The sequence below is a fragment of the Varibaculum timonense genome (assembly GCF_027694345.1).
Classification (GTDB): Bacteria; Actinomycetota; Actinomycetes; order Actinomycetales; family Actinomycetaceae; genus Varibaculum; species Varibaculum timonense_A.
In genome coordinates this window covers 199,516-215,917 of record NZ_JAQEVU010000004.1, presented here as the reverse complement: position 1 = coordinate 215,917, position 16,402 = coordinate 199,516, and the positions used below count along the sequence as shown (strand labels likewise).

Annotated in this window: 13 protein-coding genes; all 13 read right to left on the bottom strand. The window is 52.0% G+C overall.

The window, feature by feature from the left end; all coding sequences use genetic code 11:
* Positions 1-154: 154 nt before the first annotated feature.
* Genes PG728_RS04975 through PG728_RS04915 form a run of 13 tightly spaced genes read right to left on the bottom strand, consistent with a single transcriptional unit; the run spans position 155 to position 16,384 of the window.
* Entirely contained in the window at positions 155-1,165 is a 1,011-nt protein-coding gene (locus tag PG728_RS04975) for a polyprenyl synthetase family protein (RefSeq protein WP_270626132.1), read from the bottom strand.
* Positions 1,162-2,748 carry an NADH-quinone oxidoreductase subunit NuoN gene (gene nuoN, locus PG728_RS04970; RefSeq protein ID WP_270626131.1) on the bottom strand — a complete coding sequence of 529 codons (1,587 nt, stop codon included), beginning with the start codon at positions 2,746-2,748 and terminating at the stop codon, positions 1,162-1,164. Before nuoN ends, PG728_RS04975 begins: the two co-directional genes overlap by 4 nt.
* Positions 2,745-4,310 carry a complex I subunit 4 family protein gene (locus PG728_RS04965; RefSeq protein WP_270626130.1) on the bottom strand — a complete coding sequence of 522 codons (1,566 nt, stop codon included), beginning with the start codon at positions 4,308-4,310 and terminating at the stop codon, positions 2,745-2,747. The genes nuoN and PG728_RS04965 overlap by 4 nt, the downstream gene beginning before the upstream one ends.
* A 19-nt stretch (positions 4,311-4,329) precedes the next feature.
* On the bottom strand, positions 4,330-6,327 hold the full coding sequence (gene nuoL / locus PG728_RS04960; RefSeq protein ID WP_270626129.1) for an NADH-quinone oxidoreductase subunit L: 1,998 nt from the start codon (positions 6,325-6,327) through the stop codon (positions 4,330-4,332).
* Between the two features lie 15 nt (positions 6,328-6,342).
* Positions 6,343-6,642, bottom strand: coding sequence for an NADH-quinone oxidoreductase subunit NuoK (gene nuoK / locus PG728_RS04955; RefSeq protein ID WP_072510573.1), 300 nt, complete (start codon positions 6,640-6,642; stop codon positions 6,343-6,345).
* A complete protein-coding gene (locus PG728_RS04950) occupies positions 6,642-7,667 on the bottom strand; it encodes an NADH-quinone oxidoreductase subunit J (protein ID WP_270626128.1) in 1,026 nt (341 codons plus the stop codon). The genes nuoK and PG728_RS04950 overlap by 1 nt, the downstream gene beginning before the upstream one ends.
* The gene (gene nuoI, locus PG728_RS04945; RefSeq protein ID WP_270626127.1) at positions 7,664-8,317 is read right to left on the bottom strand and encodes an NADH-quinone oxidoreductase subunit NuoI; all 654 of its coding nucleotides are present in this window, start codon (positions 8,315-8,317) and stop codon (positions 7,664-7,666) included. Before nuoI ends, PG728_RS04950 begins: the two co-directional genes overlap by 4 nt.
* Positions 8,310-9,659 (bottom strand): NADH-quinone oxidoreductase subunit NuoH, encoded by a 1,350-nt coding sequence (gene nuoH / locus PG728_RS04940; protein ID WP_072510570.1) that lies wholly within the window; start codon positions 9,657-9,659, stop codon positions 8,310-8,312. Before nuoH ends, nuoI begins: the two co-directional genes overlap by 8 nt.
* Positions 9,656-12,259, bottom strand: coding sequence for an NADH-quinone oxidoreductase subunit G (locus PG728_RS04935; protein ID WP_270626126.1), 2,604 nt, complete (start codon positions 12,257-12,259; stop codon positions 9,656-9,658). The genes nuoH and PG728_RS04935 overlap by 4 nt, the downstream gene beginning before the upstream one ends.
* The gene (gene nuoF, locus PG728_RS04930) at positions 12,256-13,569 is read right to left on the bottom strand and encodes an NADH-quinone oxidoreductase subunit NuoF (RefSeq protein ID WP_270626125.1); all 1,314 of its coding nucleotides are present in this window, start codon (positions 13,567-13,569) and stop codon (positions 12,256-12,258) included. Before nuoF ends, PG728_RS04935 begins: the two co-directional genes overlap by 4 nt.
* Entirely contained in the window at positions 13,566-14,360 is a 795-nt protein-coding gene (gene nuoE, locus PG728_RS04925; protein WP_270626124.1) for an NADH-quinone oxidoreductase subunit NuoE, read from the bottom strand. Before nuoE ends, nuoF begins: the two co-directional genes overlap by 4 nt.
* Complete coding sequence (locus PG728_RS04920; protein WP_270626123.1) at positions 14,360-15,733, bottom strand: NADH-quinone oxidoreductase subunit D; 1,374 nt, start codon at positions 15,731-15,733, stop codon at positions 14,360-14,362. The genes nuoE and PG728_RS04920 overlap by 1 nt, the downstream gene beginning before the upstream one ends.
* Positions 15,734-16,384 (bottom strand): NADH-quinone oxidoreductase subunit C, encoded by a 651-nt coding sequence (locus PG728_RS04915; RefSeq protein WP_270626152.1) that lies wholly within the window; start codon positions 16,382-16,384, stop codon positions 15,734-15,736.
* Positions 16,385-16,402 lie beyond the last annotated feature (18 nt).

The window sequence follows — 16,402 nt, the reverse complement described above, 5'->3', positions numbered from 1 at the left end:
TTTCCAGTAGCCTATTTGCGCAGGTAGCCAGGAAGATTATCGTGAGCTACTAGAAAAAGAAACTTTCCAGTAGCTTTCAAGTAGATTTTCCAGTAGCTAGAAAATCAGGTGGCAAACGCAGGTTAAGAGGTCACCCACTTCAACAGCCATACAGCTAGGAAATGCGATCCACCAAAGTATCAGCAAATTCTTCCAGCGCCGCCTTAACTTCTTTATCCTCCAAAGAAGCAATCGCTGCTTTCGCGTCCTCACACCAGGAAAAAGCCAATTGCCGCGTGCGCTCCAACACCGAATGTGCCCGCAACATTTGCACTACTCGTTCCAACGCCGCGTCCTCGCTAACCAAAGCGCCTCGGCTGAGCTCCCCTAAAATCTTTTGCCCGTCCTCATCGAGAACCCCGCGCGCCGCATCCTGCCTCAGCAACAAAATCGGCATAGTATCTACGCCCTCGCGCAAATCCGTTCCCGGAGTTTTCCCGGAATCTGCGCTGTCAGAAGATAGGTCGATAACATCATCGGCCAGCTGGAACGCAACCCCAATCTTTTCCCCGAACTGGACGACCGCTTCGACCACCTCGTTGGATGCCCCAGCAAGCTCCGCCCCAAAACGAGCAGACTGGGCAACTAAAGAACCTGTCTTGTCAGCTAAAACCTGAATATAGAAATCTACCGGATTTTGGTCATCGTCAGGACCAAAAGTTTCATTCAGCTGACCGCGACACAACCGATCGAAAGTTACCGCGTGCTGCAACACTGCTTCCGGCCCTAGACTAGCAACTACCTGGGAGGCGCGAGCAAAAACCAAATCCCCCGCCAGGACTGCGCGGTTATTACCCCAGATGCGCTGCACAGCGTTCACTCCGCGTCTGGTAGGAGCAGAGTCCATCACGTCATCATGGTACAAAGTTGCCAGGTGGGTAAGCTCAACCACCACGCAAGCACGCAGTACTTCCTCGCTAAAAGACTGCTTACCAAGGCAAGAGCACAATAGTACCAGCGCAGGACGCATCCGCTTGCCACCAGCCCGAGCCAGGTGTCCTACGATGTCGTCCAGGACTCCGCGATTATCTGACAGTACCGAATCTAGGCGAATCTCCACTTGGTTAAGACCATCAGATATTTGATCTTCAAGTTGGTCGATACGCTGCTGAGAAAAGTTACTCACGGGATAACAATAGCGGTGTTATGCAAAATATCTAGAACCGAGCCTGGCAAAAGCCCCAAGAGCACAGTCAAGAAAGCACAAATCCCAATCGCCACGTAGGTGATTTCTGCGTGTGGAGCAACGGTAGTATTCTCTGCCACCGAATCTAGGAACATGATTTTACCTAGACGGAAATAGTAGAAAGCAGTAATAGCCGAAGCAATCACAGCGCAGATAACCAGCGGGGCTGCGCCTCCTTGTATACCGGCGCTGAAAGCTAGGAACTTCCCCATGAAACCGGCAGTCAAGGGAATACCGGCAAAAGACAGTAAGAACAGCATCATGCAGCCAGCCAAAACCGGGTGAGTCTTACCGAAACCAGACCATCCCTTCATCGAATGCTGCTCTGCGGTAGCTACGCCGTCCTCATTAGTTACCCGAACCAGGTAAATAATCGCAAATGCTCCGATAGTGGCAATCCCGTAGGAAAGCAGATAGAACAAGACAGCGCCATTCGCATTTAACGCCCCCTTGGTGAAAGCAATCAAAATGAAACCAGCATGGGCAATCGAGGAGTAAGCCAACATCCGCTTGATATTGTCTTGCACCAAACCGAAGAATGTCCCTACCATCATGGTCAAAATAGCGACTGTCCATAGGAACGGCTTAAAGCTGCCCTCAACCTGAACCACCACGGTCGAAAAGAACCGTAGCATCGCTAGGAAGGCTGCCGCTTTGACCCCGGCAGCCATGAAACCGGTAACCGGGGTGGGTGCGCCTTGATAAACATCTGGCGTCCAAGCATGGAAGGGAGCCGCCCCGATTTTGAAGAGCAAACCTACCATCATCAAAGCCGCGCCGGTCAGCAGCAGGGCAGGTGAAGCAATCTGATAGGGAATCGCTAGCGCCAACTGGTCAAGTAGTAAAGAACCGGAGTATCCATAGAGCAAAGACATTCCCATCAGCATGAATCCAGAGGCAAAAGCTCCTAGAACAAAATACTTCAGGGCAGCCTCTTGACTGAGCAGGCGGCGGTAACGCGCCATAGCAGTCATGGCGTATAGCGGCAACGAAATAATTTCTAAGGCTACGAACAGAGTCAATATCGAGTTTGCCATGGGAAATAGCATCATGCCACCAAGAGAAAACAGGCTCAGGGGCAAGACTTCGCTGCGTTGATAACCGCGCCTTTCAGTTTGTTCTTCCTGGAAAGATCCCGGAATATCGGACGGTTGCCCCGCGAAAGCAGAAACCCGGCTGCCGGTGCGATCAATCATTGGTAGTAGCGCCAACAGCCCCACTATCAGCATCAACAGCTGCGAGAACATTGAGAACCCATCTACAATCAGTTCCCCGCGCACCAGACGCACACCACTTTGCAGATTGAAAGCTCCGAATGAAGGGGCAAACGCCAAGAGCGCAACCGCAACTACCGCGATTGACCAGCCGCATTGCACCCCCCAACGCTGTTTAGCCGGTACGAATGCCTCTAAAAGAATCCCGATAACTGCCCCGGAGAGCACGACCAGTACCGGAGCCATTAATGCCCAGTTAAAACCGAGATCGCTAATACTTTCAATCACGGCAGCATTGGTTAAAGTCACTGTCCGCTCCCTTCTACTTGCGAGGACGCATCCTGGGTAATAACCACCTGATTGGCTATTTGCGACATGGGATTAACCAGTGGCTGCGGATGCAGACCGATGATTAACATCAGCACTATTAGTGGTGCCGCAACTCCCCAGCGTTCCCGCTGATTCATGTCACTTATCGATTTGCGATGCGCAGGGGCTTTACCTGTGAAAATCTTTTGATAGGGCAAAAGGACGTAAACAGCACCTGCAACTACACCCACCAAGCAAAGAACCGATGCCCAATGATAAACCTTGAAAGTACCGATTAGTACCATTAGTTCCGGAACGAAACCGGACAAACCAGGCAGTGCGATTGCCGCCAAACCCGAGATTAGGAAAGTACCGGCAATCAACGGGGTAACTCGCTGCATACCGCCATAGGCTGCGATTTCTTGGCTATGCCCACGTTCGGTGAGGAATCCACCAATCAGGAACATACCGGCGATTGATAGACCATGTGCAACCATATACACCATGGCTCCTGCCAGCGCCACCGTATTACCTACATAAATAGCCATAACCATTAGTCCAAAGTGCGCCACTGAGGTGAAAGAAATCAGACGCATCAAATCTTTTTGCGCCAAAGCAGCCAGCGAACCCCAGATTACGGAAATTACCGCCAAGATAACGAAAACTAAGGCAGCCCGTCGAGACGCATTTGGGAAGATAGTTAGGCACAAGGTAATCATGCCGAAGGTACCTATCTTGTCCAAGATTCCTACCAACAAGGCGGAGGTTCCCGGACGGGCGTTCTGGGCGGTGTCGGCGAGCCAAGTGTGTACCGGCACCATCGGCGCCTTTACCGCAAAGGCGATAAAGAAAGTAATCATTAACGCCATTTCCACGCCGGGACTAGCTTGTAACTGTCCTGCTAGTTTTTCCAGCAGGAACAAATTAGCGTGCTGCTCATTAGAGGCAGCAGCCAGCGGAGAGTAAACATAGACTCCCACGATTCCGATAAGCATGACAAGTCCGCCGGCCAAGGAATAAAGCAGGAACTTCATAGCGGCTGCTTTTCGTTTTGCGCCATTACCGTAGCGTCCAATCAGGAAGTACATGGGCACAAGCATGGCTTCGAACGCCAGGTAGAACACGAACACGTCACGTGCTGCGAAAATCAGCATCATAAATGCCAAAGTGGCTAAAGTTAAACCCACGTAGCCGGCATCATCATAGCGACCTTTTCCGTCCTCTAAATCGCGTGCCGAAGCAATCAACACAATCAAAGTGAGCAACGCTGACAATACCAGCATCGCTAGTCCAAGACCGTTTACCCCCAGAGCCCATGAGACCCCGAGGGCGCGAATCCAACTGTGGGTTTCCGCAAACTGGTAGACGGAGGCTTTACCGTAGTCAAAATTCACAGCCAGGTAGATAGTACCTAACAAAACCAAGGCAGCTACTGACAATCCAATCTGGCGAGATGCAACCCGGGTAGGTTTAATCAGCCACAGCGTTAATGCCGCTAGCGCCGGTAACGCTACCAAAAGCGTTAGTACCGGGAAAGTTGAGTTCAGGATTGTGATTCCCATTTATGTTTTCCTCCTGCCCCTAAACCAATTGACTTGCGACCACTAGAATCAGGGCTAATAGTACGCCGCCCAGAATGTAGCTTGCGTAAGCGCGGATATACCCGTTTTGTACGTGGCTTACCGCGCGCCCAAATGCTTGTGCACACCAGGCAATCGCGCGCACTAGTCCATCAATCACGCCGCGGTCAGCCGCGCCTACACCGGTGGTCACGAGTTGGGCGGGTAACATCGCCACTGACTCGTTAATAGTGTCTTGGTATAGATCAACGCGAGCAGCTTCTACCAAAACGTTAGAAGCTGGTGCTACTTTCGGAACTTCACGGCGAACATACATTATGAATGCTAATGCCAGACCACAAAGTACCAGCAGCAAAGTGACTATTGAAATCAGATTGTGCGAGATAATCGGGTGATGGGATGCCATCATCGCCGCCTGAGTACCAGTAACCGGTTCTAACCAATCGTTGAATTTATCGGTGAATCCCAGCACCATCCCAATACCCAGCGAGAATACCGACAATACCAAAATCGGCCCGTTCATTAGCCAAGATGGCTCATGCGGGTGAACCTCACTGCCACCGTCAAGTTCGCTCGTCCACCGTTTTTCTCCATGGAAAATCATAAAGAAAAGCCGTGACATATAGAACGAGGTGATTCCGGCGCCAATCATCGCTACTAGCCCGAAAATCCAGGCTCCAGTAGTCCCGAATGCTATTTCGTTAAAAGCAGCGGCAATAATGGGTTCTTTGGAGAAGAAACCAGAGAATGGAGGTATCCCCAGGATGGCTAACCAGGCAATCCCGAAACAAATCCAGGAAATCTTCATTACCCCTCGCAGGGCTCCGAAGCGGCGCATATCAACCTGTTCGTTCATGGCGTGCATTACCGAACCGGCTCCTAGGAACAATTGAGCTTTAAAGAAACCGTGTACAAACAGGTGGAAGATTGCCAAGGTCCAGCCAATAGGACCAAGTCCTGCACCGAGCATCATGTAACCAATCTGAGACATGGTGGAGGCGGCTAGTACCTTCTTCATATCGTCTTTGGCGCAGCCCACGATTGCTCCGAACAGTAAGGTAATTGCCCCCACGATTGCCACACATAACTGCGCAGTAGGTGAAGCCATAAAAATGTCACCCGAACGCACAATCAGATAGACACCCGCGGTAACCATAGTGGCAGCGTGAATCAAAGCCGAAACCGGAGTGGGACCGGCCATAGCGTCTCCCAGCCAGGCTTGCAGCGGGAACTGTGCAGATTTACCACACGCGGCCAGCAGCAAGAATAAACCGATTGCGGTAGCCCAGCCAGCGGTCAGATTATCCGAGGGACCAGCTCCCAGAACGTCCACGAACCTCAGAGAGGAGAAGTTGGCGTACATAGACATCATGGCGAGCAGCAATCCCAGGTCACCGATACGGTTCATTACAAAAGCCTTCTTGGCGGCTACCGCATTGGCTATTTCGTGATTCCAGAAACCAATTAGCAGGTAAGAGGCGAGACCGACGCCTTCCCAACCAAAGAACAAAGCCACATAAGAATCTGAAAGCACCAGCGTCAGCATCGATGCCACGAAGAAGTTCAGGTAGGCGAAGAAACGACGCCGATTTGGGTCGTGTTCCATATAAGCAACGGAATAGACATGGATTAGAGAACCTACAAACGTCACCAGCAATACGAAAGTCATCGAAAGTGGGTCAAGTAAAAGATTCCAGGCAAGCTCAATCTGGTCTTTGCCACTGCCTGCCTTGAACCAGGTAAAAACAGGAGCCAGAATTGAGCGCTCAGCTGGGGCACTGCCAATCATCTGACAGAAGATAACAAAACCAATCAAGAACGAAGACCAAGAAGCGGCAACTGCCAACCAGTGACCCCATTTATCGGTTGCACGTCCACATACCAGCAATAGCCCCGAAACTACCAACGGAATCGCGACCATCAGCCAGGCGTAGGACGCAAACCCGGTAGCTGTTACCTTGCCTATTTCTTCGGTTGTGGCTAGCAATAACGAATTCATTATTCCTTTTACCCCCTAGCGTCCCATCAAACGCACTTCATCGACCGAGGTCGAACGGCGCGTCCTAAAAATAGAGACGATAATAGCCAAGCCAACAACCACTTCTGCTGCCGCTACCACCATGACGAAGAAGGCCATCACTTGCCCTTCGATGTTTTGATGCATATTTGAGAAAGTAACCAGCATCAGATTGCAGGAATTCAGCATCAGCTCTACCCCCATCAGCGCGATTACCGCCGAATGGCGTACCAGGACGATTACCGCACCAATAAAGAACAAAATAGCTGCCAATACGAGATATGAAGTCAAAGACATTATTTGCTGACCTCCCCTTGGGTGGTATCTGAGTCGGGTTCAACCGCAGGATTACCAGGATTGTTACCCTCAATTCTGACCGTGAACACCCGCGTCTGGGGAGCATTCAATCCGCTCGGGGCTTCCTGTCCGGACATGCCCCAGGCTCCGGATTTCGTGACTGCTTGCGAGGCGGCAATGGAGTGCACTCCTTCGCCCGGATTCCCACCGAGGTCGGCTCGAATCTTCTCAACTACGTGCGGCGCTGCTTCCCCTAGGGAACGGTTGGTATTACGCGCCCTCAGAGCCGGGGATACCGAGCTGATAATGGCACGCTCGTCCTCGCCGGAAATAGCGGGAACATCAGTAGCGTTACTGGTCTGGTAAACACCGGGCGCAGGCTCTTGACCGGGATGAATGCCGAGTTTATCGTAGTCATCCATTCGTGCTTGCGCCGTTTCCGGTTGCTTAAGCATCTTGTGAAGCCTATCCCCGTGGGTAAGCGAAACTGCCGCTACCACCGCAATTATCAGCAGACAGCCGATTATTTCCATAGTGTAAATATGCTCGGTGAACAGGCTCATCGCGATTTTAACCGGGTTGGAATCGGTAGCGCCCTGGACGGAGGCAGTAGCCATCTGCGGTACTTCGCCGTATTTTGGCAAGTATGCCTTAAGGAGCATTACCGCTACGATTAGCGCCCCGAGACCACCAGCTCCAATTGCGCTCCAGCGCAAGAAACGGCGAGTACGCAGGTAGTTATCAGAGGCGGCAACCCCCACCATCATAATGATGAACAGGATTAGGGTCATGACCGCACCGGTATAGACCACTACCTGCACCACCCCAATAAAGTAGGCTCCCTGCGAGGCGTACATCATTGCCAGGCAGAGCATTACCCCCACCATACATACCGCAGAGTGAACTGCGGTTCGGCAAAACAGCACGCCGAGCGCCAGCGCCACCATGATTACCGCTGCAACCCAAAAGAATACGGTTTGTCCCGTACTAAAATCTGTAGCTGCGGCTTGGGCTAGCAATGTCATTGCTGAACCTCCTTAACCCTCGACTGTGTAAGAGTCGGATCTTCTGGACGGTGCTCGCGAACCCAGTCACGTTGCGCCTGGGTCACGCCGGTCACCTTCCCTCGGTAATAGTCGCCATCGGTGGTTCCTTCCACCATGGGATGAGGAGCTGCGAGCATTCCCTCCTCAAGGGGAGCGAGAATCTGGCCTTTTTCGTAAATCATGTTTTCGCGATGGTAATCAGCCATCTCGAATTCATTACTCATGGTTAGTGCCCTGGTGGGACAAGCCTCCATGCATAACCCACAGAAAATGCAGCGCAAATAGTTAATTTGATAGACCTTGCCATAGCGTTCCCCGGGCGAATATTGCGCCTCGGGAGTATTGGCAGCGGCCTCTACATAGATGGCATCCGCAGGACAGGCCCAGGCGCACAGTTCACAGCCAATACATTTTTCTAATCCATCGGGATAACGATTCAGCTGGTGACGCCCATGGAAACGGGGTTGGATATGCGGAGCTTCGTAGGGATACTGCTCGGTGACCGTGGGACGGAAAAACGAACGGAAGGTAACCCCAAATCCGGCAACCGGTGCAAAGAATTCACCAACCGGACCTTTAGGATCGGGCTCAAAAATCATATCGTCCCTGGTGGGATTACGTTTACTCATCAGATTCTCCCCCTTTAGCAACCAGGTAATCTTCATCTGCGCCCACATTTGTTAAAGCACGGGGACTGGGAGGTAACGTTTGCCCCGGCATTGGCGGCACCGGATAGCCCCCAGCGAAAGCATCAAAGGGCGCACTGGCGGCATACTCTTTAAGCTCTTGTTGTTCTCGGGCTTTGTTATCTGCCTTAATCCCTGTTATCCAGATAAGAACGAGGGCGAATATAAAGATTGCTGCGATGGCAATCATTCTTTGCGAAATAGTGCCGATACCGTAGAGGCTGACTACTCGCATAACTACCACCACTACCATCCAGGCAATTGATACTGGCAGCAAAATCTTCCATCCCAGCATCATCAACTGGTCATAGCGAACCCGCAGCAAGGTACCACGCACCCAAATCATGAACCACATGACTGCCCATACTTTGATTCCAAACCATAGGAAAGGCCATAGTCCGCTGTTGAGTGCGCCCCCCAAGATTGCTTCCCCACCGGGGAAACGCCAACCACCCAGGAACAGCGTCACGCAAATCCCCGATACGTTAAACATATTGATGTATTCCGCCAGGTAGAACCAGGCGAACTTCATTGAGGAATACTCGGTCATATGCCCCGCTACGATTTCGCCTTCACATTCGGGCAGGTCGAAAGGTAGACGGTTTACCTCTCCCATCATCGAGATTATGTAGATTACGAAAGCGGGGAACAGGGCAATACACCACCACATAGGCGACTGAGCAGCCACAATCTCCGAAGTTTTCATCGAACCGGATACCACGAACACGGATACTAAAGACATTCCCATCGCTAGCTCGTAGCTGATTACCTGTGCAGCAGACCGGGTTGCACCATATAAAGGCAAATGTCCGTTAGAGGCCCAACCTGCAAGAATAATCCCGTAAATTCCCAGACCCGCGACAGCTAACATATAAAGCACAGCTACATCAGAGTCGGTTAGCTGCAAAGGTGTTGAGAAGTTACCGATATGCAGACTCGGACCGAAGGGAATCACCGCGTAGACACAGAACGCACAGGCAGCGGTAACGATTGGAGCCATTAGATAAAGAACTTTATCAACCTGTCGTTTGAAGATATCTTCTTTGGTCAAAAGCTTAATGGCATCGGCCAATGCCTGGAAAAGACCGAGCGGACCGTGAACATTAGGTCCTGGTCTGGTCTGAATACGACCTAGACCACGCCTTTCCACCCATAGCGCCATAATTACGCTGATAATCAACCAGAACACGATAAATACCGCCTTGATAAGCGTTATCCACCAAGTGTCATTACTGAAATCAGCGGCGCCAGTACTATTTGCGCTTAGCAGAATTGCTGTATTCACTGCTGTACCTCCGCAACGGGCTCCAATTCGACGAGGGCGCCACTGCTAACGCCCAAAGACTCATGTACGTGACAGTGAGCAGAACATTCTGGCACCCACACCACGCGCTGTGGCATATCGGTTAGCACCACCGGAAGCTGGATACTCCCCTGGGCTGTTTTCAGATTTACCGCCCCACCGGCACTGATACCAAACTCTTTCGCTGTTTCCGGACTGATACGCGCAAACGAAGCGCGCCCAGCTGCTTGCATATCTGCTGCCCCGCTCTGCAAAAGACCCTCGTCAATTAGGGGCTTATGGCAGGTAATAACAACTTCATTAGCTTGAGGAGCAAGTAAGTCAGCGGGCGTAATTGGCTCGAATGACACCCGAGAACCATTCCAATCAAGCAATTCGTTAGCTTCGGCGTAAATTGACTTCAGAGAGTCTATCCCCAGCTCGATTCCCATTACCTGTGCCAGTTTGTTTAGCACTTGCCAATCGGGCATATCTTGAGAAACCAGGGCTTGCCCGAAAGGCCGCAGCCGTCCTTCCCAGTTAATGAAAGTGCCAGGTTTTTCCGAAACCGGAGCTACCGGAAACACTACATCTGCTGCTTCAGCTGCGGGAGTTAAATTGATTTCCAAAGAAACCACAAAGGGGCATTGCTTTAGAGCTTTGTCCGCTAAATCCTGGTCTGGCAGGTCACGTAAATCCAATCCCCCCAACACCAGCGCGGACAGTTCTCCACTAGCAGCGGCCTGCAGGATTTGTTGGGTGTCGCGTCCCGGCTCAGCTGGTAGCTGCTCGCCCCAGACCGCAGCCAAATCATTGCGAGCTGCACTGTCATGTCCGTTCCGCCCAAAGGGAAGTAAACCAGGTAATAGACCAGCTTCCACCCCGCCACGCTCTCCGCTGCGGCGCGGAATCCACGCCAGACGTGCTCCGCTCCGAGCAGCTAAATCATTAACCGCACTGAGCAGACCAGGCACTATGCCGGCACGTTCACCGACAACGATTACTGCGCCCTCGTCCTTAAGACCCGCAAATACCGTACCGAAATCACCCTCGGCATCGGCTTTTACATTAGCAACTACTTCCGGTTCGGTTCCAGGAGCTGCAAATAGCACTGTAGCTGCGGTTTTTACCGAAGAGGGCGAAGCAAAAGGTGCTACAGTAGCCACTTTTACGCTGCCTTTTCTGACCCCTTTACGCAGCCGGAGAAATACCGCACCGCATTCGTCCTCGGGCTCAAAACCAACCAGGAGCACTTGACCAGCTTTTTCCAGGTCATCATAGGTAACCGGCATTCCAGCGCCCGCAAAATAGGCACCCAAGAAAGATTCTTCTTCTCTGCCAGCTGTGCGGGTACGCTGATCTATATCGTTAGTCCCGCACACTACCCGGGCAAACTTTGACCAGGCGTAGGCGTCCTCGAAAGTTAGCCGTCCTCCCGGTAAGAAACCAACTTTGCCCTTGCCAGCTGCGGATAATCCCTGGGCTGCACGTTCAAAAGCATCAAACCAGGAAGTTGGAACTAACTTGCCATCTTCACGTACCAGTGGAGTTTTAATCCGAGACGGTTGGAACTGCCACTCGTATCCGAAACGATCTTTATCGGTAATCCATTCCTCGTTTACCTGCAAATCCTTTTGCGCCATCCTGCGGGTAATCACCCCACGACGAATGTCGGTACGCAGCGCAGAACCGGAAGCGTCCTGTTCGGTTACTCCTGGCGTAGAAATCAAATCAAAAGGACGTGCCCGGAAACGGTAACGTTTCGAGGTTAATGCCCCTACCGGGCAAATCTGAATAATGTTGCCTGAGAAATAGGAACTGAAAAGTCTACCTGACTGATCTTGCTCATCTGCCCCTGCCCCCCGAGCAGCTAGAGAGGAAAGCGGAGCCGGTTTTCCATGCGAATCCGACAACGCCTGTGTTTCCGGGTCGAGGCGCAGCTGCGGTTTTGAACCGTCAGAATCGGAGATTCCCAGGGTTTCCTGGTCAAAGGCGCCAACATTTTCACCCATGAAATCGTGGTCGTCACACGGAGAAGAACCGCCGCCACGTCCTTGCAAAGCGATAAAAGAGTCACCAGCAATCTGGTTAGCGAAGCGTACACAACGCTGACAGAGCACGCAGCGTTCCCGGTCGATTAGAATCTGACCGGTTAGTTCCACCGGTTTGGGCCACAGCCGCTTTTCATCTATAAACCGGCTGCGCAAAGTACCGTGCGACATCGCTTGATTCTGTAGCGGACATTCCCCGCCTTTATCGCAAATCGGACAATCTAGGGGATGGTTAATCAACAGGAACTCGGTGATCCCATGCTGGGCTTTCTCCGCTACCTCCGAAGTGGCAGCAGTTTTGATTTCCATGCCTGCCATCGCGGTCATGGTGCACGCCGGTTGGGGCTTGGGCATAGGACGAACCACCCCGTCACGCCCCGGCATTGCTACCTCTACTAGGCATTGCCGGCAAGCTCCGGCAGGATCTAGCAGTGGGTGGTCACAAAAACGGGGAATATGGATTCCCAGTTTTTCGGCTGCTCGAATTAGGAGCGTCCCCTTGGCGACCTCGATATCCTGACCGTCAATATTAATTTTGACTTGTTCACTCACAGGAGGCCTCCTTCGTTAAAAACCTCCGAGGCGGCGGGCGGAAATGCCTCCCACCAGGGAGTGGTATAGCCAGCTTCGAATTCTTCACGGAATTTCTCGATGCCGCTCCGAACCGGGGTGGCCGCGGCATCTCCCAGGGCGCAGAAGCTACGTCCCGCGATATTACCGGCGATATCGTAGAGTAAATCCACGTCCCCCTCTTGTCCTTTACCAGCCTCGAGGCGGTGCATTATCTGCTTCATCCAATAGGTACCCTCGCGGCAGGGGGTGCACTTACCGCAAGATTCATGCTGATAGAAGTCTGTCCAACGGCTAATTACCCTGACTACGGAAGTAGTGTCATCAAAGATCTGCAGGGCGCGGGTTGCCAACATAGATCCGGCGGCAGCTACGTCCTCGTAGGTTAAAGGAACATCTAGGTCAGCTTCGGTAAAAAGCGGAGTTGAGGAGCCACCGGGGGTATAGAACTTCAAGGTGTGACCCTCACGAATCCCGCCAGAGTATTCCAGCAGCTCGCGAATGGTTATGCCGAAAGGAGCCTCATATAGACCGGGGTGTTTAATATGTCCAGACAGGTTAAACATACCGTAACCTAGGGATTTATCTTTACCCATTGAGGCATACCAATCAACCGAATTTTGAAAAACGGTAGCCACCTGAGCCATGGTTTCCGCGTTGTTGATAACGGTAGGACGAGCATAGAGCCCCTTAACCGCAGGAAATGGCGGTTTTAGCCGCGGGTGACCCCGCTTGCCCTCTAGGGAATCCAGCAGTGCGGTTTCTTCGCCGCAAATATAAGCACCGGCTCCGGCATGGGCGATAAGTTTCAAATCTCCCAACAGCCCCGCATCTTCAGCCTCTTTAATTGCCACTAACAGGCGGTTATAGGCGTGAACCACTTCGCCGCGGATATAAATAAAAGCGTGCTTACAGCCAATGGCAAAACAGGTGATTGCGACCCCCTCGATTACTGCATGGGGGTTAGCCAGAATCATGGGGATATCTTTACAAGTGCCTGGCTCAGATTCGTCGCAGTTCACGGTCAGGTAACGCGGACCCCCATCATCGGGAGGTAAGAACGACCACTTTAGACCAGTACCGAAACCGGCACCGCCACGCCCTCTAACTCCGGCTGATTTAACTGCTTCCACAATTTCCGCCGGTTCCAGGTGTTTAGCTTTTTCCAACCCACGGTAGCCACCAGTTTTCCTATAAGCCGCTAGCGTCCAGCTTTCAGGCTCGCGGTACTGTTTAGTAACGATGGGGGTCAGCGGAACCCGACGGATTTCAGACTTTAACTTTTCGCTCACTTGCCCGTCTCCTTGTGCTCAGCAGAGGAGTGTTTCTTGCCCACCGCATCTGTTCCAGCGGCATTTACTGCCTTACCTGACTCGGTTTCATGAATCTGGGTTGTATCTGATTTTTCAAACTGTCCCGGATCGGGAGCTTCCATTCCGTTTTCTTCCGCAACTTTCAGTCCCCACAAACTGGCGTGCCCGGCTGCCACGCCCTGATTTGCGGTCTGGGGATTGGGGAATCCAGCCAAAATGCGACTGGCTTCTTTAAAGGTAGGAGCCACCTCGGATCCGCGCGTAGGACGAACCGGTTTACCCGCTTTGATGTCGCGTACCAATTGCACGGCGGATTGGGGAGTCTGATTATCGAAGAACTCCCAATTAACCATAACTACCGGAGCGTAGTCGCAGGCAGCATTACATTCTAGAGCTTCTAAAGTAATTTTACCGTCCGGGGTGGTTTCATCATTTCCGACCTCTAGCTCTTGTTCTAGGGTCTGCATAATGGTGTCTCCCCCGAGGACGGCACACAGAGCGTTAGTGCAAACCCCTACGGTGTATTCACCGTTGGGATGGCGTTTGAATTGGGTGTAGAAAGTCGCAACCGCGCTAACTTCTGCCCGCTGGCAGTTCAAAATATCGGCAATTAATCCGATACCGTTGGCAGTTACATACCCGTCTATGCTTTGCACCAGGTGTAGCAGCGGAATCATCGCGCTACGCTCATGCCCCTTGGGGTAGCGGGCAATGATTTCCGCAGCTTCGGCGCGGAATTTTTGCTCAATTTCAGGGTTGTAATAACTCATTAGCGATCTACACCTCCCAGTACGGGATCCACACTGGCTAGCGCCACAATCAAATCAGAAATCGTGCCACCTTGAGCCATTAGGGATAAGGATTGCAGGTTAGCGAAGCTGGGGTCACGGAAATGTGCCCGATAAGGCCGAGTGCCTCCGTCAGAGACCACGTGTACCCCCATCACGCCTTTCGCGTGTTCTACTAATTGGGTTGCCTGACCGACTGGCGCTCTAAACCCTTCGGTTACCAGCTTAAAGTGCTGAATTAATGACTCCATGGAGCTGCCCATAATCTCTTTGATATGTTCAGGAGAGTTACCTTGACCGTCAATACCTACGCTTAGCTGAGCCGGCCACTTAATTTGTGGATCGGAAATCATTACCGGGTCGCCCTCGGTTTCATCAAGGCGATCTAGTACCTGGTAGATAATCTTCAAGGATTCGTAACATTCGTCAAAGCGCACCACGGTTCGGTTGTAGGCATCGGATTGGTCGGCTACCGGAACATCGAAATCAAAGTTTTCATATCCACAGTAGGGTTGCATCTTCCGCATATCCAGGGGATACCCGGCTGCCCTAACGGAAGGACCGGTCATAGACATTGCCATATGTGCAGATAAAGGCAAAACCGCAACATCGCAAAAACGCGCCTTGAAGATGGGGTTTTGTAAGGTCAAATCCTGTAGTTCGTTAATATCGCGCCGAGTCTTTGGTAATAGGTCGCGAATATATTCAGTGCACCCCGGCGGCAAATCTTGTGCCACCCCACCGGGACGAATATAGGCGTGATTCATACGCAGACCGGTTACTTGTTCAAAAATCCGCAGGATTTCTTCGCGTCCTCGGAACCCGATAGTCATCATGGTGGTGGCGCCGAGCTCGTTACCACCAGAAGCGATAGCAACAATATGGGAAGCTATCCGGTTAAGCTCCATCATCAGGATACGAATTAGATTTGCCCGCTCTGGAACCTCAGCGGTTTTCTTCAAAACTTTTTCGACTGCCAGGCAGTAGGCGGCTTCTTGGAAGAACGGAGCCACATAATCCATGCGGGTACAGTAGGTCACGCCCTGTGTCCAGGTACGGTATTCCATGTTCTTTTCGATACCGGTATGCAAATAACCGGTACCTACCCGCACGTCACGAACATATTCCCCGTCTAGCTCTACAATTAGGCGCAGCACCCCATGGGTAGAGGGGTGAACGGGCCCCAGGTTCATGACGATGCGCTCGTTGGCGAGCTTTTCGACTTCGGAAGCCATCTCTTCCCAGTCGCCACCTTGCAAATCGTATTGCGGGGTGTCCTTGGTAATTAGATTATCGAGGGCGGATCCGGCTGCTCTTAGCAGCGGGCTGTTTTCGCTATCAGATACGTATTTCATTTAACTGTATGACCTCCGCGAATCGGCGGGCGGAACTGTAGCGCCCTTAAATTGCACCGGAATACCGCCTAGCGGATAATCCTTCCGCTGAGGATGACCTACCCAGTCATCGGGTAGAGCAGTTCTACTAAGACCGGGATGACCGGTAAAGATAATCCCCATCAAATCCCAGGTTTCCCGTTCCCACCAGTCATTTCCGGGATAGGTGGCTACCACCGAGGGAATCCGAGGGTCAGATTCCGGACAGGTAACTTCCAAACGTAGTTGGCGGTTGTGGGTTGCCGAATAAAGCATATAGACGGCGTGCAGTTCTCGCCCTTTATCGTGCGGATAGTGCACCCCGTTCACCCCCAGGCATAGCTCGAAACGTAGGTCTTGATCATCGCGCAGCCAACTGGCAACCTGCGGCAGGTGCTCGCGGGAGATAAAGATAGTCAGTTCATCATTATCGACTACCACCCGCTCGATTACCTGCGCTATTTCCAGCTCAGACTGTTCGATAAGCTCTTCTAAAATCTCTACGACCTCATCGAACCATGATCCATAGGGGCGGGGACTTTCAGCGGGCATTTGCCGCTGTAATTCGATGTCTCCAAAACCGGTAGTGTCACCATCATCATGCACCCCGAACAGACCGTGACGGATACCCATATTAGAGCCAGCAGCAAA